We start from the raw sequence: 23,568 nt of genomic DNA on the forward strand, positions 1-23,568 counted from the left end.
ATCGCATTATCCATGTATTATGCTTTCTTTCCTATGGTCAATCGCCACTTAACTATTGAACCTGCCACAATGCAGGGACATTGGATGGCTCCCACCCAGGCAAGGAGGTGTGGGACTGCAGACATTTATACGTCTTGCCGCTATAGGTGACCAGCTGTCCTACAGTATAGGCTGTACTCGCCTGCCAGGCGGAAACGCCCGGATTTGTCGTTCCTGTTGTTGTTCTCACGGTCACTGCATTGCTCGCAGCAGAACCATTCCCCGCCGCATCCTTTGCTTTTACCGTAAAGGTATACGAGGTATCCGCTGCAAGCCCGCTGATCGTTGCTGTCGTTCCGGTCACGGATGTCGCCAGAGCCGCTCCATTGTACACATCATAACCCGTTACACCCACGTTATCCGTGGATGCCGCCCAGCTCAGCGTTATGCTGGATGTTGTTTGCGCCGTTGATGCCAGGTTCGTCGGTGCAGTTGGCGCTTGCGTATCACCTCCCGGTTGAATCGTAGTGCTCACGGTTACAACATTACTGGCTGCAGACAGATTGCCTGCAGCATCCTTTGCTTTGATCGTAAAGGTATAAGAAGTGCCCGCTGACAGGCCGCTTATTGTTGCAGTCGTTCCGGTGACGGATGTTGCAAGATTACTACCATAATAGACGTTATAACCGGTAACCCCTACATTATCCGTTGAAGCATTCCAAGCCAGCGTCACCGAGGTAGCCGTCACGCCTGTCGAACGGGCATTACCGGGTACGCTTGGCGCCGTCGTATCTGCTGGAGGCACTGTACCTCCGGTAGGCAGATCGGCTTTCAGTTTATTTTGGAGTGTTTTGTTCCGGTCACCGCTAAGTTCCCAGAACATCGCTCCGCCAAGTCCTTTGCTCTTGATATAAGCGGTTTTATATCCAACTGACTCCGCATCATCATAGCTAATAAAACGCTTGTTGGTCGCATTATAGAGATATGGCACCTTGGCCGTGTCATTCCAGTAACGCGTGTACCCGTTTTTGTTAATGTAGTTGGTCTCCAGATCATAGAAATCAAAGGAGCCTGCTTCCCATGTTCCAACGGAAGAACCTCCCGCGCAGGTCTGATACTGGCCATTGCCCGCCTGTGCGCAGCCATCCCAGCCGCGGCCATAGAATGGAACACCAAGCACAAGTTTGGCGGCTGGTACGCCAGCATTCAAATGCCCTTGTGCTCCGGCAGCCACATTAAATGTATTGGCATCTGGCACCCCAGCAGCCGAAGCCGCTGGGTCATAGTTCAACGGCGCGTTATGCGCGCTGACTTTTTGCCAGGCCCCGTTAAAATCGTATGTCATAATATTAATCCAGTCGACGATGGCAGCTATATTGGCAAGCTCAGTATTCGCAGCATAAGTCGTCGATGCACCGCTTGCAATCGTAAGCAGATACTGCTTGCCGTCCACAGCTCCGGCAGCATCCAGCTTCTCACGAATTTTGCTCAGAAGCAGTGTGTAATTCTGCTTATCCTCAGGACGTTTGCTATTACCATCGAGCCCGCCAGATACCGGGTACTCCCAGTCCAGATCCACCCCGTCAAAATTGTACTTCCGCAGAAAGTCCACGGCAGAGTTCGCAAATACCTCTCGGGTTGCAGCAGTCGCAGCTACATCAGAGAAGCGGTTGGACCATGTCCATCCTCCCACGGAGATGATTGTCTTCAGATTAGGATTGATCTGTTTCAGCTTGTTAAGCTGATTGATATTGCCTGCAATGGGCTGATCCCACGTATCCCCTGCAAATGTTTTCCCCGTATCGATCCAAGGATCGCCAAGCACGATTGTTCCGTTGGGCACATTAATCGTCTGGCTCTTTTCATTCTGACAAGTCCAAGTTACAGGATTTGGCCCCGAAGGGTCCGGATTTCCATGAATACCGTTCCAGCAAATATCGGCAAAAGCATAGTTGATATGCGTGACTTTGGTTGGGTCGATATCCGTTACATTATAGTTTCTCCCATACGCAGCCCAGGACGGGTAGTAACCAACAATTTTATAAGAATCTGCAGCTGCTGCCGTAGTTGGTTGGAGCGCAAAAGAAGGAATAATGACGGATAAGAGCAGGGATAGACCCATGAGAAACTTTGCGGTTTTCTTAAAAGCAGTGTGTTTATTTAAATGTATCATCTAATACACAACCTCCTTTTTCATTTGCGTACTCAGCCCGCTCAGGAACGGACGATGTGCGCTCGAAAACTGGTTATTCGTATATGCGTCCCAGTTGATTGACCAGGTCATAATCCCTTTTATCCCCGCATAGCCCGCAGGCTGGCGCAAAGTATAGGAGCCGCCGTACGACACACCTTTGATCAGGTAATTCAGTGCCTTCTGCAAATCGGCTGGCGTTGTATAACCACCTCCGGCAGCCTGTTGGGAAGCCGGCACACCGATGGCAAGCTGATCCGGTCGCAAGGGACTAAAAAATGGGCCTGTGCTGCCGCCTACATGAAAGCCTTGAAGCAGCATCTCCGTCATGGCCACATGGAAATCAGCTGTTCCTTGGGCGTAAGAGCGTCCATCCAGCCCTACCATGGAGCCCGTGTTATAGTGCTGTACATGAAGCAGGGTCAGGTCATTACGCAAAGCATGGATGACTGGCAAGTATGCTCCCCAAGGACCGCCGTAGCTTAGATATCCACCCTGTACATAGGCCGTCTCCGGCGCAGCCGTCAGGATGAAATTGGCGCCGAAGTGTGACTTAACCGCTTTCACGCCTTGGATGAGGTTAACAATTTTCGGTGTAGTTGGACTACGGAAATCGGTATCCCCTGCATTCAGAGACAGAGAACTTCCTTCCAGATCGATGTCTAGACCATTGAAACCATAGGTGGAAATGATTGATTTTAATGAATCTTCGAATTGCTGTCTCTTGATCGCATCGGTAAGCTCAATGGTACCGTTGGCTCCCCCCATGGAAAGCAGTACTTTTTTCCCCTGGCTTTGAAGGTAGGCAATATCAGACTTGAATTCGGCTACCGTTGCATTATATGGAGTAAAAGCAAGCGTTCCGCTACCATGTGAAATCGGTTCGGCAAAGGAGACATTAATGACGTCATAGGCTGTTGATACGTTACGAAGTCTGATATTCGTTGAACCATTGTCGAAGTTATGCCAGTAGCCGATCAGCCATTTGCTGCCGGTTGGCCCGGGATTAGAAGATCCATTGGAAGTTGTTACACTGAGGGAGGTGCTCGCAGCGGATATATTGCCTGCGGCATCTTTGGCCTTTACTGTAAAAACATAAGTCGTGCCTGCTGTCAGTCCCGTGACTACAGCCGTTGTAGTTGAAGTATTTGTCACAAGAACGCCGTTCCGGTACACCTCATATCCCGCTACGCCCACATTATCCGTGGATGCATTCCAGGAAAGACTCACGGAGGTGTCCGTGATGGAGGATGAAGTCAGACCCGCAGGAACAGAAGGTGGTGCCGTGTCTGGCGTTGGCGTTTCCCCTCCCGAACCTTCCCCGACGTATTTCCACAACGCGGGCACAACAGAGGGCTCCCATCCGGTCAACGCCGTGTGGGCCTGAATACACTCATAATCTTTATTTTGATATGTGACGAGGTCTCCATTCTTGTATGCGGTGCCTGCCTGCCACTGGGCGGCGGCATCGGCTCTCGGTGCAAACCACAAAATAAGTAGAAGAAATGCCAAAGCAAATGTAATAATCGGGCGGAATCGAACAGCTTGATTCAAGCAAAATCCCTCCTGTACTAAGGATACGTTCACCTTGCAAACAAAGGCATCCATCGTCCACCTGCATCTGATCTGTGATCGATTAGAGCCAACCTCATTCAGCCATCTGATGTTGCGTGTCACTTCACTCCCTTCCCTTGTCATAATGGACCTTCCCTCTCGTGTTCTTTTTTTGCAGGCAACATCCAATTTTACAGGGAATTTACAGATCCTCACCCTGTATTTAATCAGTAAAATGCAAAAGAGATAAGGGATAAAATAGTTCTAAGGGGGGCGAAAAATGTAATATAGCGCACAAAAAAGGTTTTCTTTCAAGTCCTTAGGAGACTTGAAAGAAAACCTTTGTTAGATATTGCGCAGAGAAGAGGGCGTATCTTACTGCCGCTACTCTCCTCTCTCTTCAAAAGGCTGCCATCCATCCACGCCGGACAGAATTAGAGATACAGTGTACTCGGCCGCTTCCTGTTCGGTCAGTATTTTGGCCCAAGGCACACGATCAGCAGCACATCCGGCACCAGGCCCGGCACTGTTATATTCCGCATACTGAACGGTCTGCTCTGCATCAGTCTTGTTCCAGTTGTGCCATCCCTCGCGCTTCACATGAGCGCCGATCCAGCAGTTCAGAAAGCAGACTTTGGCATGATGACGCCAAGGTCTGCCCAGATACACCGACTGCGGTGGAGCATTGCTGGTCAGATCACATTCCAGAAATACATAGCCGTAACGCACATCCTCCGGCGTAGAGGCTGCGGTAATCCAACCGTTCACTTGTCCATCCGCAGCCTCCGCTTCAGTCAGGCGATTCTTCGTAAAGATCTCGCAGCCCTTAAACACCACCGTAGCCGAACCAAAAATAAAATCGATATCACCTTCGATGTAACAGTCCTCGAAATACTGCCGCAGTTTGCGCCGCTCGGCACCATCGCGCGGCCCGCCAAAATAACTGCGATCCATGGGCTGCTCCGGCAGCGGGCCGGTGAAGATCGTATCCTGGTGACCGATCAAACGACAGCGGCGAAAGGCCGCACGGTCTCCATCCACATAAACGGCCAGCGCCTGACCAACCTGCTTGCCCGGCCCGGCAGCATTTACGAAGGAAATCCCCTCTGCCGTGAAATCGTCAGCACCGATAAAAGCCGTATAGGAATGAAACGTATGATATGGCGACCCGTCCGGGAATTTCTTGAGTGCATGATCATCATACGTAATGATCGTCTGCTCCGCCCCCTCACCAATCAGGTGGATGCCCGGCTTCTCCATATGCAGCTTCTCATGATACACACCAGCCTTCACTCGAATTGGAACGGTTCCGATGCCATTCTCCGGCAGCGCATCGACTGCAGCCTGAATCGTCACATAATCCCCTGTCCCGTCTGAAGCAACCGTCAGACAGGGAGCCGATGATTCCAATGCTGTATCTGGCAATCCCTGCTGCGTCATGGCAATCGCTCCATTTCCAGCGCTGCCAGCAGAAGCGGAGCCACACCCATAAAGGAATCGCTTACAACCGCTTCGCTTACATAGTAGTTGTACGAGCCATCCCGATCCAGACTTAGTCCTGCGCCATGACAGATCCCGTTTAACCGAACGCCGTCAGCCGTCTCCTCCACCAATCTGGAGGAAAGTCCCTGCCATCCTTTCTCTGCCGCAGCTCTGAAATGCGGCTCCAGATACCTCAGCCGCACACCCTTCGCAAGTGCATATACAAACATGCTTGACCCGGATGCTTCCAGATAGTTGCCTTTGCGGAAGCCCTGATCCAGCACTTGGAACCATAACCCGCTCTCCTGCTCCTGCACGCGCACCAAAGCATGGCACATTCGTTCAAAGATACCAATGATGGTTCCGCGCTTTGGATGATTCACGGGGAAATGCTCCACGCTGTCTACAATTGCCATGGCATACCAGCCCATCGCCCGGCTCCAGAAGTGTGGCGAACAACCTGTCGATGAATCGGCCCAGACCTGCTCCCTCGATTCATCCCAGCCATGATAGAGCAGTCCGGTCCGCGGATCACGGTTCTGGCGTTCGATCAGCAGAATCTGATGTGCTACTTCATCCCATAACTCGGGACGATGAAATGTCTTCGCATACTCGGACAGAAAGGGAGATGACATATACAGGCCGTCCAGCCACATCTGGAATGGATAGATTTTTTTGTGCCAGAAGCCACCTTCTGATGTTCGGGGCTGCCCTGCGAGCTGTGCGGCCAAGAGATGCGCCGCTTCTGCGTAACGCTGATCTTCAGCACCATCCAGTAATGCAAACAGGTTTTTCCCCTGATTAATCTGATCCAGATTATATTCTTCCACAGTATAGGTGCCAATAGAGCCGTCTGGCTGGATATACAGGTCCATATGTTTTTTCATAAAATCAACATACTCTTGCCTGCCATAATACTGCCCGGTTCGTGCCATCGCCATCAATGTCATGCCTTCCACGTATGCCCATCGTCCCGAAGGGAACGCATGATAACCGTCCCCGTCACATTGCTGGATGATCGTTGCTGCAATTCGCTCAGACCAGGATAACTGCGTCTGTACCTGCATAAGCAATTCCTCCTTGAATGTTGTACTCACCTAATACATGTATGACTAACTGCTGTTGAATTGCGAAGGTTCAGCTTGGGCTGAATGACTACCGGAACATCGACCTGTTCATCACGGATTAACGATACAATCAGCTCTGCAGCCTGCACAGCCAGTTCATCCAGAGACGGGCCAATCGTGGTCAAGGCCACTTCGGCATATTGCATATCCGGCAGATCATCATAACCGATTAACGAGATATCGCGTGGAACACTGTACCCTGCCTCAAGCAATGCCCGGAGTGCACCTCGGGTGACCAGGTTGTTCAGTCCAATAAAAGCTGTCGGCGAATCCGGCCCAAACGCATGATTACGTATGGCAAAATATCCGTCTTCCCAGGAGGAATACGCTGGCAGCACATGGTCTTCGTTGAAAGCCAGACCCGTACGCTGCAACGCTTCACGGTATCCCTCCAGCTTGACATGCTGGGAGTTGCCGATGAATCCGATTCGGCGGTGACCCAGCGATTTCAGATGCTCCACTGCTTTGAATAGCCCTTCTTTGCGATCAATCTTGATGTAAGGAGAGTTCGGCGCTTCATCTGTACCCAGCACAAAACATGGCATGTTGAGTGTTGCGAACTTTTTCCAGAACATCTCCCGATTGTCCAGTGCATAGTCCCACAGAATACATCCGTCCACGCGCAGCTGGCTGAAGACATCCACGCCATCATCGGCCACAACCAGGATCATCTGATATCCCCGCTTCTTCAGCTCGGTATGCAGACGGCCGGAGATGTTCGAGAATAACGGATTGCTCAGCTCATCCAGCACAAAACCGATGATGTTGCTCCTGCCGGTGGAGAGCTGCCGGGCCAGCATGTTTTTCCGATATTGATGTTTCTCCGCGACCGCAAGCACCTTCTGCTTTGTTGCCGGTTTGATTCGGGGATCATCATTCAGCGCCTTCGATACCGTGCTATAGCTCACCCCCGCCAGTTTGGCAATGTCTTTAATGGTTATCAAAATCAATCAACACCTCTCATACGCCTGAAACCCTAATTCCTATTTCTGTGCAGCCTTATAACGATCATATTGTGCCTGTCTGCCCGCAATAACCTGCTCTATATTCATCTTTTTCAACGTCTCAATATAACTGTCAAACTGGTCCAGACTGGCGTCACCGCTAATAAACTTAAAGTTCATCTCTTCCACATATGTGGTGATGTCAGGCATCGCCATGCTTTCCACACTCGCTTCATCCGGCAGGGCATAGACAAACGGGAACGGTTCGCGCACATACGGCTCCAGTTCCTTATCCATCTTTGCATGCCAAGGAGCTACGACGGAATCAGCAGAATCGGTGGATTGGATGTTCGGCAGATTCACCGGACCAATGCCGAGCTTCTGGATGTATTCATTGTCCTTGCCTTTGTCCGTGAATGTCTTCACGCCGTTCTCTTCCGTATACGTTTCATCCTTGATGCCCCACGTATAATACGTCTGTGCTTCCTCACTCACTGCATAATCCAGGAAGCGGAAAGCAAGTTCGGGATTTTTACTATCACGTGTAATGCCAAAGATGCCACTCACTGGTGTACGTCCTACGTAGAACTGATCGCCATGCGGTCCTTTCAGTGGTAAAATGCCTTTGATGATTGGCTCTTCCGGATTGTAATCCTTGAACAGCGGGCTGTAGACCATCGACATATACCAGCTAAAATTAAACGTTGCTCCCGTCACATCCTGAGAGATGCGCGACGTGACCTGATCACTCGTGGTACTCGCATAATCCACCCCAAGCAGACCTTCCTTGTACAGTCCGTTCAGATAGGTCAAGTACTCCTTGTAGGCAGGCTCATAATAGCTGAAATGTACCTTGCCCTGATCGTCTGCATAGAACTGGTTGGACAGGTCGAGACCAAACGCGGGGCCAAAGGCCATTGACACAAATTTTGCTTCCATGGACAGCGGAATCTCATCGGCTTTTCCGTTGCCGTTCGGGTCGTCTGTCTTGAACTTGCGCAGCATCGCCGTGAATTCATCCAGCGTGGTCGGCTCGCTTAATCCCAGCTTATCAAGCCAGCGCACATTGACCATAAATACCGGCATGTAGTTTCGGGTTAACGTCTGCTGCGGGATATAATACATTTTACCATCTGGCGTTGTTAAACTGGCTTTGACCGAAGGCGACTTTTCATATATTTTTTTGAGATTCACGCCGTATTTCTCCACCAGATCATTAATCGGAATGAATAGACCGCTGTTAATGTACTTCATCAGCTGATCCTGATCCGGCAGGTACACGATATCGGGCAAGCCGGTACCGGCAGCCAGCCTCGGATTTACGGCATCCGCATAGTTCTGCGGCGGAATCAGATCCCAATCCACCGTCACACCGGCTTTGCTCTCAATTTTCTTGACGATGGCTGCGGTGGACAAGTCCACGTTGGTCGTCCAAGCGTTGGTGCCGAGAATAGACAACTTGGCGTCCGGCTGATCCGTCACCGGCCCTGCTCCGGTATAATTGAAGGCTGGCTCCGAACTGGACGGGGTGCTCCCCGCATCAGTTCCCGCCCCTGTTCCGCCGCTACATCCCGCCAGGCTGATTGCCAGTATCGCTGCGATTACACTTTTTCTTCCTGCCCCTTTAAATCTCATCCATCATTCCTCCTTGGTATGAACCATTTTGAACTCCCTTGAATGACATGACACTTAAGCAATAAAAGCTATCCTTTCACGGCTCCGAGGGTGATCCCCTTAACGAAGTACCGTTGGATAAACGGGTAGATTGTAACAATAGGCAGAATGCTGACCACAATGGATACATATCGAACCTGAAGGGAGGAGACCGCCAGCGCACCAGATGTCATCGTACCGCCCATCTTCTGCATCACTTCCGGCGAAGCCATGATCAGCACCCTTCGCAGGAACATCTGCAAGGGCTGCATATCCTGTTTGCCCAGATATAACAGGGCCGAGAAAAAGTTGTTCCAGTGGAATACCGCATAGTACAGCGTGAGCACAGCCAGTGTTGGCTTGATGATCGGAACCGCCAGACGATACAGCATCGTCATCTCGTTGGCCCCGTCTATACTGGCACTTTCGAAAATCTCATTCGGAATGCCTTCGAAGGCTGAGCGGCAGATCATGACGTTAAACGTAATCACCAGCACAGGCAGCACCATAACCCAGCGGGTGTTGTACAGCCCAAGCGAGGTAATCAGCATGTAGACCGGAATGAGTCCACCCGAGAAATACATGGTGAAGGCGATGAAGAAATTCAGCTTGCGGCGTAAGAAAAATTGCTGTCTGGATAATGGAAAGGCGGCAAGACATGTTGCCACAATGTTCAACAGTGTGCCTACCACGGTGTACCAGAGGGTGTTGTAGAACGAAACCCATAACTCCTTGTATTGCAGTACCATTTGGTAACCTGACAGGGTAAACCCAACGGGCCACAATACAACTTTTTGTTTGTCGATGGCATCCACCGAGCTGAATGAAATACTAATGACGTACAGAAAGGGATACAACGTGACAACAACCGCCAGTATGGTCAGCAGGTAGACACATCCGTAGAACAAACGGTCACTTCTCGATTTTTGCATACAGGTCTCCTTTGGTCCGGGTTATAGTCTTACCAGAGTGACATCTTGGTCAGGCGGCGGGTCATGGAATTGGCAGCAAAAACAAGGATAAAGGTGATAACGGAGTTGAACAGGCCAACCGCTGTGGCGAAGCCGTAATTCTGGCCCTCAATCCCCATCCGGTATACATAGGTGGACAAGACATCAGCCGTTTCGTAGGTGGCTCCGTTGTAGAGCAGATATACCTTCTCGAAACCTACACTCATAATGCCGCCAAGCGACAGGAGTAGAAGAATGACAATGGTTGGTTTGATACTGGGAAGGGTCAGGTGCCATAGCTCCTGGAATTTGTTGACGCCGTCGATTTTGCCGGAATCATACATCTCGGGGTCGATCCCCATAATGGCTGCAATGTAGATGATGGAGCTGAAGCCAAAGCTCTGCCAGATGTCAGAACTTGTGAAGATGGTACGGAACCAGCTCGCATCCATCATGAAGTTCACTTTTTCCATGCCAAGACTCGCGATGAGGGTGTTCACAATACCGTCTGTTGGTGACAGGAAGTTAATAATCATACCGGCTACAACAACAGTGGAGATGAAGTGAGGAAGGTACGTAACCGTCTGGGCAAATCGCTTGAATGTCCGGTTTTTGATCTCCACGATGCAGACAGCGAATAAAATTGGAATGGAGAAACCAAACAGGAGCGGCAGGAAGGCAAGCAGAAATGTGTTACGCAGCAGTCGCCAGAAGTAAATGGAATGCACGAACTGTTCGAACCAGCGCAGTCCCACCCATTCCCCGCTGAGCATGCCCTGCCCCGGCAAGAAATTACGAAATGCCAACAGCACGCCAGGCATCGGAAGGTACATGAAGATGAGGTAATACAGAAAGATAGGTGAAAACATCAGCAGCAAATATTTATCCCGTCTGATCAGGCTGAACAGCGTGGACATGCGTTTTTTCAACGTGAAACACTCCCCTTCACTACATAATTACAACGTTTGAATTTTTGAATAAAAATGAATTGTCATTTCACTGACGTATTTGTTATTCAACCCATTCACATTTTGTAACAACCTATATTATTCTGCATAATAACGAGATATTTTCTTGAAGTAGTCCTCCTCACACCGTATTTCTGTCTTTTTAATACTTGCCATAACCATAATTACAACGTTGTAATTTTAACCTAAATGTATACGCTTACATAAACTTTTTCCCATCTTAGCAAAGTCTCCATCGTTTGGCAACAACAAAAATCAGTGTCATTTTATAACATTCTGAATACAGTCTCGCATACGCGAGACTGCCCATTATAATCTATACCCGATTCCGATATTCCATCGGTGTCATACCATACACTCGCTGAAAGGCTCTATAAAACTGACTGACGCTAGAAAATCCCAATTCATAACTGATTGTGGTTACAGAATCCGTCGTATGGCGAAGTCTCCTGGACGCTTCTTCTACGCGCAAATTCAGCAAATATTGATACGGTGTTGTTCCCGTAAGAGCCTTGAAAGAACGCATAAAATGGTACCGGCTCTGATGCGCGACCATCGCCATCGAATCAATATCCATTGGGCCTGTATAGGCACTGTGAATGTAATCCAGCACTCGTTGGAGATGAGGATCAATGAATGTACCGGGATCTACATTCCTTTTTCCATTTTCCTGCCCCGTCAACATACGTCTTAGATACGTCTCGATCGCCATTTCTGTTTCCTGCACTTGCAGCATTTCGGGCACATCATCTAACAAAATGGAATTCCAGCCTCGAAACAGACTGCTGATCTCAGCAGGATCAAAAGTCTGGGTAGGTCGAAACTCAGCTCGTCCCCCACTTAACTCCGCACCTTCCAAACTGCCTAATGGCGGTTTACGGAACTTGATCACAATGACAGCTGAATCCGACCCTATCTCAAAATAATGCTCCGTCTGGGGATGAGCAATAATCCCTATGCCTGCTTTTAGCGGGTATGCATGCCGTTCCTGTACCAGATGACATTGGCCTCTGACCGGCAGCGTTAGCTGATACCAGTCGTCATGTACATGCGGCTCATTCGCGAACCCTCCGGTAGCTTTCCATAATTCCAACCCATTTAGCGTCATGTTTAATTCCATCGTTTGCTCACCTGCTGACATTATAGCAAATCGTGCTCACTTTCCAAGCACTTTTCACAAAGACATGATCTGCACCCATCTTTTATCATAGAAAAAAATAATTCGAGGTGATCTCCCATGGCTCAGGCCACTTTAAGCAAATTGCAAATCAACTCTTCCGCCAATTGGGCACTCGCCGGAGTCAGCTTCGCCCATCTGCTGAATGATGCGATGCAGACAGTGGTTCCGTCTGCATTCCCGCTATTCCAGCAGACCATGCAGCTCAGTTTCGCCCAGATGGGCTGGATTGCCTTCACCCTGAATATTACCGCATCCGTCCTTCAGCCACTGGTCGGTTATATGTCAGACCGCAAGCCCATGCCGATCCTGCTTCCCGGAGGCATGTTGTTCTCCCTGATCGGTGTTCTCGGCTTAGCCTTGTCATCCGAGTTATGGATGCTGCTTGTTGCGGCAGCATTGATTGGTATAGGCTCATCCATCCTCCATCCCGAATCCTCACGTGTGGCCCATATGGCAGCCGGACGAGGACGCGGAATGGCGCAGTCGATCTTCCAGGTGGGAGGTAACACAGGACAGGCCATTGCTCCATTACTGGTCGCCTTCATCCTGCTGCCACATGGGCAGCATAGTTTTCTATGGCTGATGGGCTTTGCCCTGATCGGCATCTTCATTCAGTCTTTTGTCAGTCGCTGGTACAGAGACAAGCTTGCCGAGACTCGCATTCGTCAGCAACGCCCTCTAGAATCAAGCGACGCAGAGCCAGTAGCTCGGCCTGTGAGCAAGGGATTCATCGCTTTTACAATGGGTATTCTCATCCTGCTGCTGTTCTCCAAATTCGTATATATTGCTGGCATGACCGGGTACTACGCCTTCTATTACGCCGATGTATATGACTTGCCACTCTCCCAGGCACAGATCTGTCTATTTGTTCTGCAATTTGCAGGCATGGTTGGAACCTTGCTCGGCGGCCCACTCGCTGACCGCTATGGACGAAAACCGATGATCTGGTTCTCCATTGCAGGCACTGCACCGTTCTCCCTGCTGCTACCTTATGCGGGACCCGTCTTGTCCATGGTATTATGCGGAATGATTGGACTAATCCTGATGTCCGGCTTCAGCGTCATCATTGTCTATGCACAGGAATTGCTTCCTCGTCATATTGGAACGGTATCGGGATTGTTTTTTGGCCTGTCGTTCGGCATGGCTGGGCTTGGCTCGGTTGTGTTAGGTTCCTTAATTGACGTGACCAGCATTTCGTTTGTTATCAAGTTATGTTCGTTTTTGCCACTGCTTGGTGTGTGTGCTGTATTTCTGCGCAAGGACCAACCAAGAACAGCGTGATAACCGTTGAAACCTCACTGATTTTGTGACTACAATACACCTAGGAGAATTGAGGATAACAGAAGGAAGGAATAATGCATGATTATTGATGTACAGCATGTCACTTGGAAAAGGGGACCACTTACCCTGCTGAACGATGTGAGCTGGCAGGTTAATGACGGCGAACACTGGGCATTGCTTGGCCTGAATGGCTCCGGCAAAACAACACTCCTAAACATGATCACCGGATATCTCTGGCCGACCGAAGGCAAGATATTCGTACTAGGCCATGAATATGGTGATGTGGATCTGAGGCAACTCCGCAAATCCATCGGCTGGGTCAGTTCATCTCTGCAAGAGAAATTACACGGCGCGGATCGCACGCAGTATGTGGTGATCAGCGGTAAACACGCCACCATTGGCTTGTATGACAAGCTGTCAGATGATGATCTGGATCACGCACAGGAATTGATGCGAACGCTAGGCTGTCAGCACCTGTGGGATCGCGAATATCGCACCTGTTCTCAAGGCGAGAAACAGAAACTTCTTATTGCCCGAGCGCTCATGGCCAATCCACGTGTACTTATTCTGGACGAGCCTTGCAATGGACTGGATCTGTTCTCAAGAGAGCGACTGCTAGAGAGCATACGTGAATTATCACAGCGCCCAGATACCCCTTCACTCATCTATGTCACCCATCATACCGAGGAAATATTGCCCGTGTTCAGTCACAGCCTTTTGCTGCGCCGGGGCGAAGTCGTCCGTAGTGGATTAACTGGCGATCTGATGAATACGGAAGTGCTTAGCGACTTCTTCGAGGCACCTGTGGAAGTTGATCCGCATGGAGAACGTGTCTATGTCAGAGCTGCGGCGGATTCATAATTGCGGGGTTATACACAGCAAACGTAACATAGGTGTAGAAACATAACAGTAAAAGCCCAATATCTTATCCACATGTGGATAGATTTCGGGCTTTTTACTGCTATATCTAGTGTTATCCACCGTTTTCTGTGTAGAACTTTCTAATTTATGAGTATAACTTTACGGTTTCATCTATTTATCTATACGTTTTACCACTATCCTATTTCCGGGCACTTAAAAACAGAAACAATGGAATGCGTTGCCTGCGCAGATAGGTTTCCTCGTTTACAAAATAAGCACGTTGTGGTGCTGACTCGCGCAAATGTTCTACACGGAACCCTGCCCGCTGCAATGCCATAAAGTATGATTCAATGGAACGATGCATCTTTTTCACAGAACCGCCCAGCCACTGCTGCTCACGATATCCTTCTACAAAATACTGATCAACCACCCAATCCGTTCGAGTCCCGGAGGGTTGCAGTGTGGACGTAATCACAGGATGTTCTACCGAGAATACAAATGTCCCGTTCTCTTTCAAAGTATTGTATATGTTGCAAAACAGGCTCTCCACATCTTCAATATAGTGAACAGCCAGTCTCGATATAACCAGATCATATGCTCCCGCCGGATAGGTCCATTCTTCCATGAACGCTTGCTCAATCCGTGCATTCAATCCTTTTACCGATTTGTTAGCTGCCTGAATCATATTCACAGAACCCTCAACCCCTGTATACGTCGCACCTTCGCGCTCCCTACTCAGCAATTCTGCGGCGAACCTTGCATCCCCACAACCAAGGTCCAGTATGTTCTTGCCGGCAACATCTCCAATCAACTCCAGCATCACCGGCTTCTCCAATGTATCATTGGCGTTCTCCTGCCACTTGCGACGTTCCATATACTTCTCAAAGTTCGCCTGATCATCGTAAAAATCCGATCCTCTGTCCTTCATTCCGTGACTCTCCATTCGGATAAGCATGCTTCCTATTTACAGCCTGTAAGAGTATACAGAATATGGATGTGCCTGGCTATAACAAAAAGACTGTTTACTGGAGTTATCCAGCAAACAGCCTTTCTTGCCTTACATTTATACAATTTTCGCCGCTTAGCCAAAACGTTCTGTTTTGTACCATTTGCTCTCGCGTTTCCGAATCTTGTCCATAATCAAGGAATAAAATGCCTTGATCGAGATCAGGATGAACAGCTGTGCATACGTGAAGTAGGACACGCAAGCATAGATAAAATTACGGGTATTGCTCTGTCCAATATCTGCGGCAAGTGCCAGATTGATCTGTAACACGTAAATAAAGTACATAAGCGCCCAACCAATGACCAGGAACACATACGCATCACCGGCAAACTGGAACGGTGAACTTACATCTGGTTTAAATATGGCAATGACCTGATAGACCACATTCACGAGAAATATAATATCCGATACAATGATCGCAAGCATAAACCAGAAATAACTGACGGCATAATAGATGACCAGCAACTTATTACGCCAACTGGAGCGGTTAAACAGGTTATGGATGTTATCCAGAACCACCTGATAATTCCCCTTTGCCCAACGTTCGCGCTGTTTCATATACACACTGAGCTTTTCCGGTTCCTGCTGATACGCTTCCGCTTGGGGAGCGAGTGCCACGAATTGGCCACGATTCAGAATTTCGAATGACAATGCGGTGTCTTCCGTGATGGCTGTGACATCCCAGCCACCAATCTCCCGAATCAGTTCAGTTTTAATAATATAATTGGTCCCCGGAATCGAACCAAGCTGGAACAATTCCCACAGACCTGTGTGATACACACGTTGCGAAGTAATGATCTCCAGATTAATACATTTGGAGAGGAAATTCTGTCCTCTGTTGCGTGCTTTGTTTCTTCCAAAAACCACGCCATATTGTTCAGGGTTCTCAAGCGATTTTTGCGCCAAAAACATTAATGAATTCCGTTCAGGTGCGGCATCTGCATCGAAGATACAGATCCAATCGCCCGTGGCCATTTCCAGTCCGTCATTTAATGCCCCTGACTTGCCACCTGTTCCTTTTCGCTCCATTACTGTCACATTGCGATGTATATAACTGGTCTGACTGAGGAATGATCTCAGCTTCTCTCCGGTATCGTCTGTACAGTTATCCGCTATAACGATGACCTGGACCTTGTCCTCCGGATAATTCAGGCGCAGAATATGCTCTACCGTCGTAACAATGACCAGACCCTCGTTATGCGCAGGAACCATGATGGTCACCGTCGGATAGTGATCCATATGTTCAGGAATCTGAATCCCCTTTTTGTCCTGTTTATTAATAAAACGAATAGCCCCTGCCATAATAACAATCGACTCGAATACGGCAATCCAGATGCTGAATATCGATAACAGCAGAATAAAGTCAGTCAATTCATTTCCTCCGATCGTACTTGCGATTGACTTTTGATCGAAAACGAAGGGTAGCAATCGTTAGTAAAACGGTACATACGGCAAAGATACAACTGACAGCGATACAGACCGGGATGAACCAGGACATATAATCCACAGCGAATCTCTCCTTCCCGTTCGTTAGATATATTCACCAATGAGATCCGTCTCTGTATTCCGTTCCAGCGCCGCGATAACTGCATCGATATCCTTATACTTACTGAATTGTTCCTTATGGAATACCAGCGCACCAGATCGAATAACCGTCTGCAATTCATTTCCCCTTTTATCGATGAACTGCAGATCCATCATGGCTTTTTTGATGCGTTGTGTCAGAATGGGCATGTACTCCACATTGGTCATTGGACAGATAATGACAAACCTTCCCCGGTCCACAAAAAATTTATAATCCTCAAACCGAATCTGCTTCTGTATGGTAGTGGATAGTTCAAGAAGAAACTGTGCATAGCGCACGGAACCGAGTGATTCCAATACCAACGGCAAAAACTCGATCTTGAACATCGCCATGCTGAATCCATATTGCTCCGAATAACGTCTGGCCAGATTACTTTGCTTAACAAGTGTATCCGCTAGTGCACCCTTATTACCCAGAGAGGTGTCCAGATCAATCTCCGGACTACGCCCCTTAAGCTCCTGCAGACGCTCTATGACACGCGCTCTGCGCACAAGACTTGCCTTGATAAAGGCAGCCACTAACGCATTAGCTGGAATGAGCAACCACCATGAGAACGCAAGCACATTGACATCCGCGTAAGTAACAAGCCAGACAAAATAAGAGACCAGATATATAAATCCGGCGACGACAGACACTCCGACAGGTATCACAAAACCCAGAATCAGCGCTCCAAGCGACACGATGCTAAACACCAACTCCTGTATGGTATAGCTCTGATTCATATAAATTTTAAGATAGACAGCGAGCTGCTGAATCACGGCTAATCCGATCATACTGGCATATCCCCATGCAATACGACGGATGGGTGCTTTATTCCTCATCATAGGTTTATTCTCTCCAGTAGATTACTTTTTAAGTGAATTTTGCAATGCAGTCTCTCCAAGCAGAGGAAACAGGTTATCAAACATATGTGTGTTGCCACTAAATACATATCCACCCGGATAATTGGCGTCCAGACTACGCATGGTGATCATATGGTTGTACAACTGTTTTGCCCATTTTGGATCATCTGACTGAACAGCGAGCATAATCGCGAGTCCATATACGGACGTAGATTGATAAGATACCGCAGGTCTGCGAGTACCACGCTTATATTGTCCAGGGAGCTGATGGCGAGTATTAAACTCTTTTTTCAAAAAAGCAATGAGCTTGTCCGGTTTCCGGCTGGTCGCAGTTAGATGGTTCGCTACGATTAGCTGATCGATCAGATTCACCGTATCATCATATGTATACGTTTTCGTCGCCACATTGAATGTTTTCGGGTAAAACAACCCATCATCCGGCATACTTTTCAGCATGGATTCGTACTTGCCATATGCGCCTGGCTCCAGCATATTATGCTTCTCCATTAATTGAAGAGACGGGAGATCAACATAGACCAGGCTTAACGTATCTGTGGAGTGACCACTCGCAAAATCGTGAAAATCCACATAATATCCTTTATTCTGAACCGATTGCAAAAGTGTACGGGATATTTCGGAAGCCGTGGCCAGTTTGGCCTCTCTTCCTTGTTCCCATTGATCTGCTGCCTTTAATAAGGCACCGACAATTCGAAAATCATCGCCAAGCGCGTTGGTGGTCACTTGAGATTCACCTTCTGCATTCAGCTTCCAGGCAATATATTTTTGCGGCATGAGGAAATAGGTCGTCAGCAGTTCATAGCTTTCCTCGAATAACGCCTGATCATTCTTGGCTACAGCATATTGCATCCAAAGACCAAGTGATTCAGATAAAGCCTCTCTGCCTGCTACGATGTCCGCTCTCTCTGAGGTAGCATCCTGCAAATAGGTCGCAAGTGTACCATTGGGATTAGTCATATGATCTTGAACAAAGGATACCGTAGGGGATGATTCATTCATCACAAACCGCTCCTTCACAAAAATAATTAATGCCGCCGTGATACTGACCGCCAATATGATCCACCACGTTATTCTTCTCCGGTTAACCCGCTTCATGACTCCCTCCTGTACTGATGCTGCTGTGACATAATGGCTCTTCTCCTTGAGATAGGTTCGGCTAGAGTCTGGGATGCAGGGGTCAAGGATAGAGGATCTGTTCATTCCGAAATATCCATGTAGGACCGTCGTCCACCCTTTTTGACAAATTTCCAGTCCACCTCGATATTATGGCGCATTCGGCGGAGAAGCATGACCGCGGTCTCGATCTCTTCATCCGTCAGACCGTCCAGTGTCACCTGATCGGAATGAAAGCCCTCTTTACGAATAAATTGCCACGCTTCAAGCCCAGCCTCTGTCGGATATAACAACTTGATCTTTTTATTATCTATTGCCGATTGTTTGACAATAAATCCATCGGATTCGAGTTTACTAATCGCTCTGGCTGCAGTCGTACGATCCACTTTGATCAGTTCAGCGAGCTGATTCGGAATGATGCCCGGATTCTCGCAGATTCGATACAGATATAGATATTGCCCACGGGACAAGTTCAGATGCTGAAACTCCACGTTACTGATTGAATCCAGACAACGGGCAATCATCCCAATCTCACGCAGCACTTCTTTTTTCTCAGTCAACACACTCACGCCCCTATAAAATTGTTGCATTCGCAACATAATTGATGGTATAACTACTGTTGAAAAGAACGAGATGCGTTCCACATTCCTGTTATGTACCAGTTTATCACGTCAGGATAACATTACGATCACCCAAAGGAGAAACATTCATGAATACAACGATTGTTGAAGTTAATAATCAGGAATTGCTCGATGCCTGCTTCGCCATTCGCACTGCTATTTTCGTTGAAGAACAAGGCGTGCCCGCAGCGGATGAATTCGACGCTTATGATACATTAGACGCGGAGGCGCGCCACATTCTGCTCTACGTAGACGGTGTACCGGCTGCCTCCTCCAGACTGCGCATTGTGGAACAGGTCGCCAAATTGGAACGGATCTGTGTCATGCTTGATTACCGCAAACACGGCCTGGGCCGTGTGCTGATCGACAAGCTGGAGCAGATGGCTGTTGCTGATGGTCTTGAGAAAGCCAAGCTGCACGCACAGGTACAAGCTTCCAGGTTCTACGAACGTCTCGGATATGCACCCGCGTCGGACGTATTTATGGAAGACGGCATTCCTCATCTGCTAATGACCAAAAAACTGAAATAATGACATTCCAAAAAACGCCTCTGTTATCACTTCTCAGTGATATACAGAGGCGTTTTGCATTCAGGCAACGCATTCGTTCGCAACCCAACAACGCAACAACGGTATATGGGACGTAAAGGCACCCATTAGAGCAACCAAGTATCCTAGCTTACTTGCTATCTCCGCGTTATATCTTAACCCAGTGCCAGACGGTCTGGTTGGGAATCTGCAGCGTTGTTCTTCATTTGTTTACTCCGCAACTGTCCGCAGGCAGCATCGATATCGGTACCATGTTCCATACGTACAGTGGAGTTGATATTGTTCTTTTTGAGCGTATCATAGAAGCCCAGAATCGATTCTTCTGTACTCCGTTGATACTGACTGTGCTCATCCACCGGGTTGTATGGGATCAGATTCACACTGACCATACTTCTACGACTGGACAACAGTTCAGCAAGCTCCGCAGCATGCTCACGCTGATCGTTAACATCACGTAGCAGGATGTACTCAAACATGATGCGTTTGTTCGTTGTAGCCAAATAATAGTCCACCGCATCCATCAATTGCTCAATCGGGAAAGCCCGGTTGATCTTCATGATGTGTGTACGCAGTTCATTATTAGGTGCATGCAGAGAGATCGCCAGGTTAACCTGCAGACTGCTGTCTGCAAATTCCTTGATTTTGTCCGGAAGGCCACTCGTGGATACAGTAATCCGTTTGGCGGCAAGTGCCAGTCCTTTGCGATCCTTGATGACTTCGATGAAATCACTCATGTGCTTGAAGTTGTCGAATGGTTCGCCAATCCCCATTACCACCACGTTGGTTACCCGCTCGTCTTGACCCGCTGCATCCAGATGTCGCTGCACATGCATAATCTGTTCCACAATCTCTCCAGCGGTCAGGTCTCTGCTCTTCTTGATCAGACCGCTCGCACAGAAGCTACAACCAATGTTACAGCCCACTTGTGTGGTCACACAGACGGTAAGTCCGTATTTTTGCCGCATTAATACCGTTTCAATCAGGTTGCCGTCCTGCATCCGAAGCAGAAACTTCACGGTACCATCTGCCGATTCCTGCTTCACATGTTCGCTAAGAGAGTTCATTGTGAAATGCTCGGAAAGTACATCCAGACATTCTTGACGGACATCGGTCATTGCCGGAAAATCGTGTACACGCTCCTGATATAACCATTCCCAGATCCGGGATGCACGGGATTTCTTCTGCCCATGCTCCGGCAGCCAGGAACGTAATTGCTCTAATGTTAATCCATATATGGACGATTTGTTCATTGTATAATCCTCTTTTCGCAAGAAAGCATATGGCTTATCGGTCCTACCCAAAAAACCTCTACTCCGTATTGTCCCAAAATTGAAGCGGGAAAACAAGGGCTTTAGCATTTCTTCCAAGAGGTTTTATCTATGGCAAATCTGCACAACAGACAGCATGTATCCCTATTTCTACCTGAGTCTTCACTTCTAGAAGTGAATGATACCGGATGTATGCAGTAGAACCAGCAGAACCAGAATCGGAGCCACGTAACGCAACATGAACAGCCAGATCCGGAACCATCCGGCTTTCAGTCCGGAAGCTTCTGCAGCCTTTTTCCAGAAGTAACCGGCAAATATAGTCACGAGCAATCCACCCAAAGGAAGCATGATGTTGGACGCCACAAAGTCCATCCAGTCGAACACACTCTTCGATCCAATCGTCCATTCAGGCAGCAAGCCGATCGACAATACCGAAGGAAGTCCGAAGATGAAGACCGCCAGCGAAATAGTCCATACCGCACGGCTTCGGCTCCAGGACAAACGTTCCATGAAATATTTTACCGGAACCTCCAGCAAGGATACCGATGATGTCAATGCCGCAATAGCCAACAGGATGAAGAACAGTCCGCCAAACAAGAAGCCAAGTGGCATCGCCGAGAAAGCCGCCGGAAGTGCCACGAAGATTAGTGAAGGTCCTTGGTCCGGTGCAATACCAAACGAGAATGTCGTTGGGAAGATGATCAGACCAGCAATGAATGCATAGATCAGGTCACCTGCACCTACGGCGACGGTTGCCGCACCGAGGGATTGATTTTTATCCACATACGAACCGTAGGTTACAAGAATACCCATCCCGAGGGACAGGGAGAAGAAGGCATGTCCAAGCGCTACCAATGCGGATTCGGTTGTAAGCTGTGAGAAGTCGGGATTCAGGAAAAAGGAAACCCCTGCACCTGCACCTGGCAACGTGATTGCCCGAATCATCAGGATGATCAGCAGTACCATCATCGCCGGAATCAGAACCTTGTTAAACTTCTCAATCCCGTTGGATACGCCTTTGGCTACAATCCAGCCCGCAATGAGTACGGATATCAGTTGCCATACAATGGGCATATAGCCACCTACGAAGGAATTGAATTGTCCGGCATAATCCGGATTGGCAAACAACGTTCCACTAAAGGATTTAAGTGCATATTGCAATGTCCAGCCCGCAATAATGACATAAAAGGACAGGATGATAAACGGCGTCAATACTTGCAGCAATCCGGCTGCGAGCCACCCCTTATGTCCACCTGCTTTGATAAAAGCAGTAGCTGCACTTCCTCTGCCACTACGACCAATTGCAAGTTCCGCCAGGAGCACTGGCAGACCGATGAGCAGCAAACAGACAATGAAGAGCAGGAAAAATGCTGCCCCTCCGTTCTCACCCGTAATGTACGGGAATTTCCACATGTTGCCCAGACCAACCGAACTACCAATGGCTGCCAGGATAAATCCAGTTTGGGAGAAACGTTCTCCTTTGCCAGCGTTGTCTTGATCTAGATTAGGCTTACTAAAATTCATCGTATCTACTCCATCACTTTAAAGTTTTCCCGTAATTATATACTACTCACCTTGTCAGGTCATTCGAAATTCAAAATTTATCGAATTGTTATTTTTTTACATATAAAACATACGGAAATCTTCATCTCATAAGTTCCTTAAACACAGTATGTGATAAAGTCCGTTCGTCCAACCGTTCAAAGCCCAATAGAACCAAAAAGAGGTGTCCCCTCAGTCACTTTAATGACTGCGGAGCACCTCTCTTTTTGAATTACACTTTGATTTGAAGTAACTCGTACTTGATAACACCCATCGGAGCATTGACATGAATGACGCTGCCCACTTCTTTGCCCATTATTTCCTTGCCCAGCGGGCTCTCGTACGAAATTTTATTATCCGCAACATCGGCCTCGGCAGGACCAACCACTTTATATTCAATCTTCTCGGCGAACTCAATGTCATTAAGCAACACCGTCGATCCAATGCTCACTTTGTTGGAGTCTATACTGTCTGAAGAGATGACTCTTGCTTTTGTTAGCATCTTCTCCAGAATCAAAATCCGTGTCTCCATAAAGGCCTGATCATCTTTGGCTGAATGATACTCACTATTTTCCTTCAGGTCACCGTAACTGATCGCAAGTTTCAGACGCGCAGCCAATTCCTTACGCTTCACCGACTTCAAATCCCTCAGTTCGTCCTGCAGCTTTTCCAAGCCTTCCTGTGTCAAAATCACTTCATCATTAGCCATTTTTCCATCTCCTAATCCTGCTATCTATCTATATTCTAACCTATATCCACTCCAAACCGTTAGCATAACCAAGAAAAAGAAATAGCTCATCCATATATTGTATTTCAATGATATCAAAACAATGTTTATCTCTTGAGATCATTTTCA

At 48.2% G+C, this 23,568-nt stretch carries 20 protein-coding genes; 3 read left to right on the plus strand and 17 right to left on the minus strand.

Features of this window, described 5'->3' with window-relative positions; genetic code table 11:
- Positions 1–52: 52 nt before the first annotated feature.
- From J7E78_RS23625 to J7E78_RS23665, 9 genes are all read right to left on the minus strand, one after another.
- Positions 53–2,152: a glycosyl hydrolase family 18 protein gene (locus J7E78_RS23625; RefSeq protein ID WP_215078514.1), complete on the minus strand. Its 2,100-nt coding sequence runs from the start codon at positions 2,150–2,152 to the stop codon at positions 53–55.
- The gene (locus tag J7E78_RS23630; RefSeq protein WP_251035217.1) at positions 2,153–3,724 is read right to left on the minus strand and encodes a chitinase; all 1,572 of its coding nucleotides are present in this window, start codon (positions 3,722–3,724) and stop codon (positions 2,153–2,155) included. It abuts the gene before it with no gap.
- A 384-nt stretch (positions 3,725–4,108) separates the two neighbouring features.
- A complete protein-coding gene (locus J7E78_RS23635; protein WP_215078516.1) occupies positions 4,109–5,164 on the minus strand; it encodes a pectinesterase family protein in 1,056 nt (351 codons plus the stop codon).
- Complete coding sequence (locus J7E78_RS23640; protein WP_215078519.1) at positions 5,161–6,273, minus strand: glycoside hydrolase family 88/105 protein; 1,113 nt, start codon at positions 6,271–6,273, stop codon at positions 5,161–5,163. The genes J7E78_RS23635 and J7E78_RS23640 overlap by 4 nt, the downstream gene beginning before the upstream one ends.
- 26 nt (positions 6,274–6,299) lie before the next feature.
- Positions 6,300–7,277, minus strand: a complete 978-nt coding sequence (locus tag J7E78_RS23645; protein WP_215078521.1) for a LacI family DNA-binding transcriptional regulator — start codon at positions 7,275–7,277, stop codon at positions 6,300–6,302.
- A 39-nt stretch (positions 7,278–7,316) separates the two neighbouring features.
- Positions 7,317–8,912, minus strand: a complete 1,596-nt coding sequence (locus tag J7E78_RS23650; RefSeq protein WP_215078523.1) for an extracellular solute-binding protein — start codon at positions 8,910–8,912, stop codon at positions 7,317–7,319.
- Positions 8,913–8,980: 68 nt separating this feature from the next.
- Positions 8,981–9,862 (minus strand): carbohydrate ABC transporter permease, encoded by an 882-nt coding sequence (locus J7E78_RS23655; protein WP_211082732.1) that lies wholly within the window; start codon positions 9,860–9,862, stop codon positions 8,981–8,983.
- A gap of 29 nt (positions 9,863–9,891) precedes the next feature.
- A complete protein-coding gene (locus J7E78_RS23660) occupies positions 9,892–10,809 on the minus strand; it encodes an ABC transporter permease (protein ID WP_251035218.1) in 918 nt (305 codons plus the stop codon).
- A gap of 355 nt (positions 10,810–11,164) precedes the next feature.
- Complete coding sequence (locus tag J7E78_RS23665; protein ID WP_215078525.1) at positions 11,165–11,968, minus strand: AraC family transcriptional regulator; 804 nt, start codon at positions 11,966–11,968, stop codon at positions 11,165–11,167.
- 117 nt (positions 11,969–12,085) lie between these two features.
- Here J7E78_RS23665 and J7E78_RS23670 point away from each other — a divergent pair, with 117 nt between their 5' ends.
- Together J7E78_RS23670 and J7E78_RS23675 are read left to right on the plus strand one after the other, a co-directional pair.
- Complete coding sequence (locus tag J7E78_RS23670) at positions 12,086–13,309, plus strand: MFS transporter (protein ID WP_215078527.1); 1,224 nt, start codon at positions 12,086–12,088, stop codon at positions 13,307–13,309.
- Between the two features lie 78 nt (positions 13,310–13,387).
- The gene (locus J7E78_RS23675; RefSeq protein ID WP_215078529.1) at positions 13,388–14,170 is read left to right on the plus strand and encodes an ABC transporter ATP-binding protein; all 783 of its coding nucleotides are present in this window, start codon (positions 13,388–13,390) and stop codon (positions 14,168–14,170) included.
- A 199-nt stretch (positions 14,171–14,369) separates the two neighbouring features.
- Here the strand turns inward: J7E78_RS23675 and J7E78_RS23680 are convergent, their stop codons facing one another.
- From J7E78_RS23680 to J7E78_RS23700, 5 genes are all read right to left on the minus strand, one after another.
- Positions 14,370–15,098, minus strand: coding sequence for a class I SAM-dependent DNA methyltransferase (locus tag J7E78_RS23680; RefSeq protein WP_215078531.1), 729 nt, complete (start codon positions 15,096–15,098; stop codon positions 14,370–14,372).
- A 153-nt stretch (positions 15,099–15,251) separates the two neighbouring features.
- Positions 15,252–16,547: a glycosyltransferase family 2 protein gene (locus J7E78_RS23685; RefSeq protein WP_215078534.1), complete on the minus strand. Its 1,296-nt coding sequence runs from the start codon at positions 16,545–16,547 to the stop codon at positions 15,252–15,254.
- Between the two features lie 159 nt (positions 16,548–16,706).
- Entirely contained in the window at positions 16,707–17,582 is an 876-nt protein-coding gene (locus J7E78_RS23690) for a diguanylate cyclase domain-containing protein (protein WP_215078576.1), read from the minus strand.
- A gap of 24 nt (positions 17,583–17,606) precedes the next feature.
- Entirely contained in the window at positions 17,607–18,716 is a 1,110-nt protein-coding gene (locus J7E78_RS23695; protein WP_215078536.1) for a glycosyl hydrolase family 8, read from the minus strand.
- Between the two features lie 101 nt (positions 18,717–18,817).
- Entirely contained in the window at positions 18,818–19,258 is a 441-nt protein-coding gene (locus J7E78_RS23700) for a MarR family winged helix-turn-helix transcriptional regulator (RefSeq protein ID WP_251035225.1), read from the minus strand.
- Positions 19,259–19,443: 185 nt separating this feature from the next.
- Here J7E78_RS23700 and J7E78_RS23705 point away from each other — a divergent pair, with 185 nt between their 5' ends.
- Positions 19,444–19,884 carry a GNAT family N-acetyltransferase gene (locus J7E78_RS23705; RefSeq protein WP_215078538.1) on the plus strand — a complete coding sequence of 147 codons (441 nt, stop codon included), beginning with the start codon at positions 19,444–19,446 and terminating at the stop codon, positions 19,882–19,884.
- 173 nt (positions 19,885–20,057) lie between these two features.
- Here J7E78_RS23705 and rlmN read toward each other — a convergent pair whose 3' ends face one another.
- The 3 genes from rlmN to greA form a co-directional block, all read right to left on the minus strand.
- Positions 20,058–21,152 carry a dual-specificity RNA methyltransferase RlmN gene (gene rlmN, locus J7E78_RS23710; protein ID WP_215078540.1) on the minus strand — a complete coding sequence of 365 codons (1,095 nt, stop codon included), beginning with the start codon at positions 21,150–21,152 and terminating at the stop codon, positions 20,058–20,060.
- A 186-nt stretch (positions 21,153–21,338) separates the two neighbouring features.
- Positions 21,339–22,694, minus strand: a complete 1,356-nt coding sequence (locus tag J7E78_RS23715) for a sodium-dependent transporter (RefSeq protein WP_215078542.1) — start codon at positions 22,692–22,694, stop codon at positions 21,339–21,341.
- Positions 22,695–22,944: 250 nt separating this feature from the next.
- Positions 22,945–23,421, minus strand: a complete 477-nt coding sequence (gene greA / locus J7E78_RS23720) for a transcription elongation factor GreA (protein ID WP_215078544.1) — start codon at positions 23,419–23,421, stop codon at positions 22,945–22,947.
- Positions 23,422–23,568: the final 147 nt, after the last annotated feature.

Source organism: Paenibacillus polymyxa (assembly GCF_018614975.1).
Taxonomy (GTDB): domain Bacteria; phylum Bacillota; class Bacilli; order Paenibacillales; family Paenibacillaceae; genus Paenibacillus; species Paenibacillus polymyxa_E.

Excerpts from the sequence above, each read along its gene's own strand:
- J7E78_RS23625 (WP_215078514.1), bottom strand. The coding sequence starts at position 2,152 with ATGATACATTTAAATAAACACACTGCTTTTAAGAAAACCGCAAAGTTT.
- J7E78_RS23635 (WP_215078516.1), bottom strand. The coding sequence starts at position 5,164 with ATGACGCAGCAGGGATTGCCAGATACAGCATTGGAATCATCGGCTCCC.
- J7E78_RS23640 (WP_215078519.1), bottom strand. The coding sequence starts at position 6,273 with ATGCAGGTACAGACGCAGTTATCCTGGTCTGAGCGAATTGCAGCAACG.
- J7E78_RS23650 (WP_215078523.1), bottom strand. The coding sequence starts at position 8,912 with ATGAGATTTAAAGGGGCAGGAAGAAAAAGTGTAATCGCAGCGATACTG.
- J7E78_RS23655 (WP_211082732.1), bottom strand. The coding sequence starts at position 9,862 with ATGCAAAAATCGAGAAGTGACCGTTTGTTCTACGGATGTGTCTACCTG.
- J7E78_RS23665 (WP_215078525.1), bottom strand. The coding sequence starts at position 11,968 with ATGGAATTAAACATGACGCTAAATGGGTTGGAATTATGGAAAGCTACC.
- J7E78_RS23670 (WP_215078527.1), top strand. The coding sequence starts at position 12,086 with ATGGCTCAGGCCACTTTAAGCAAATTGCAAATCAACTCTTCCGCCAAT.
- J7E78_RS23675 (WP_215078529.1), top strand. The coding sequence starts at position 13,388 with ATGATTATTGATGTACAGCATGTCACTTGGAAAAGGGGACCACTTACC.
- J7E78_RS23680 (WP_215078531.1), bottom strand. The coding sequence starts at position 15,098 with ATGAAGGACAGAGGATCGGATTTTTACGATGATCAGGCGAACTTTGAG.
- J7E78_RS23690 (WP_215078576.1), bottom strand. The coding sequence starts at position 17,582 with ATGAGGAATAAAGCACCCATCCGTCGTATTGCATGGGGATATGCCAGT.
- J7E78_RS23695 (WP_215078536.1), bottom strand. The coding sequence starts at position 18,716 with ATGAAGCGGGTTAACCGGAGAAGAATAACGTGGTGGATCATATTGGCG.
- J7E78_RS23700 (WP_251035225.1), bottom strand. The coding sequence starts at position 19,258 with ATGATTGCCCGTTGTCTGGATTCAATCAGTAACGTGGAGTTTCAGCAT.
- J7E78_RS23705 (WP_215078538.1), top strand. The coding sequence starts at position 19,444 with ATGAATACAACGATTGTTGAAGTTAATAATCAGGAATTGCTCGATGCC.
- rlmN (WP_215078540.1), bottom strand. The coding sequence starts at position 21,152 with ATGAACAAATCGTCCATATATGGATTAACATTAGAGCAATTACGTTCC.
- J7E78_RS23715 (WP_215078542.1), bottom strand. The coding sequence starts at position 22,694 with ATGAATTTTAGTAAGCCTAATCTAGATCAAGACAACGCTGGCAAAGGA.
- greA (WP_215078544.1), bottom strand. The coding sequence starts at position 23,421 with ATGGCTAATGATGAAGTGATTTTGACACAGGAAGGCTTGGAAAAGCTG.